Annotated in this window: 1 protein-coding gene; it reads right to left on the bottom strand. The window is 41.6% G+C overall.

All coding sequences use genetic code 11. The features are described 5' to 3' along the window. Positions 1-276: 276 nt before the first annotated feature. The coding region (locus UXI14_RS18070; RefSeq protein ID WP_335967372.1) for a transposase at positions 277-591 on the bottom strand (315 nt) is incomplete at its 5' end.

Genomic DNA, 591 nt, shown 5'->3' with positions numbered 1-591 from the left:
TATCCTCATGCCTTCAGATAAATCAGATGAACTTGATTATTATAGATTTTGGTAGAAAAGTTGATTTTCATATACTTTTTAAGGTATTTGCTAAAAACGGCTAAATTTTCAGAGGTATATAGGGATAAAGTAGCCGTTAACTTGCGTAGGTTGTGTCCAATGGCCATTAATGCGAACTCCAAGTTAACTTTGGATAAGCCTCTATGTGTAAACCGATTAAATTTATTATTGAATTTGAGTTGCCCGAAGACCGCCTCCGGCTCTATGGGTCGGTTACTACGGTGTACCAGGCCCCTGTTGACTGATTAAAGGCTTTTTGGCTTGCGCCCTGAGTTGAACCAATCGGTTATTTACCTTAATGATTCGGTTTCCTTCTGCTTTGTGGCACATCCCCCGGAGCGGGCAACCTTCACACCTGACGGCCTGATAATGAGTAACTGTGGAGGCATATCCGGTGCTGCTTTTGCGTTTTTCGGTTGCTATGTTTTCAAGATGTTGCCCCATGGGGCATACACAATAGTCTTCCTTGGCATTGTAATAGAGGTTCTGCACTAAAAACGGATTGTTTTTATATTTTCGCTTTTGTTCCTG

The organism is Galbibacter sp. PAP.153, assembly GCF_037029175.1.
Taxonomy (GTDB): Bacteria; Bacteroidota; Bacteroidia; order Flavobacteriales; family Flavobacteriaceae; genus Galbibacter; species Galbibacter pacificus.
Note: the sequence above shows the minus strand (reverse complement) of the source record. Positions and strands in the feature narration are given on the sequence as shown.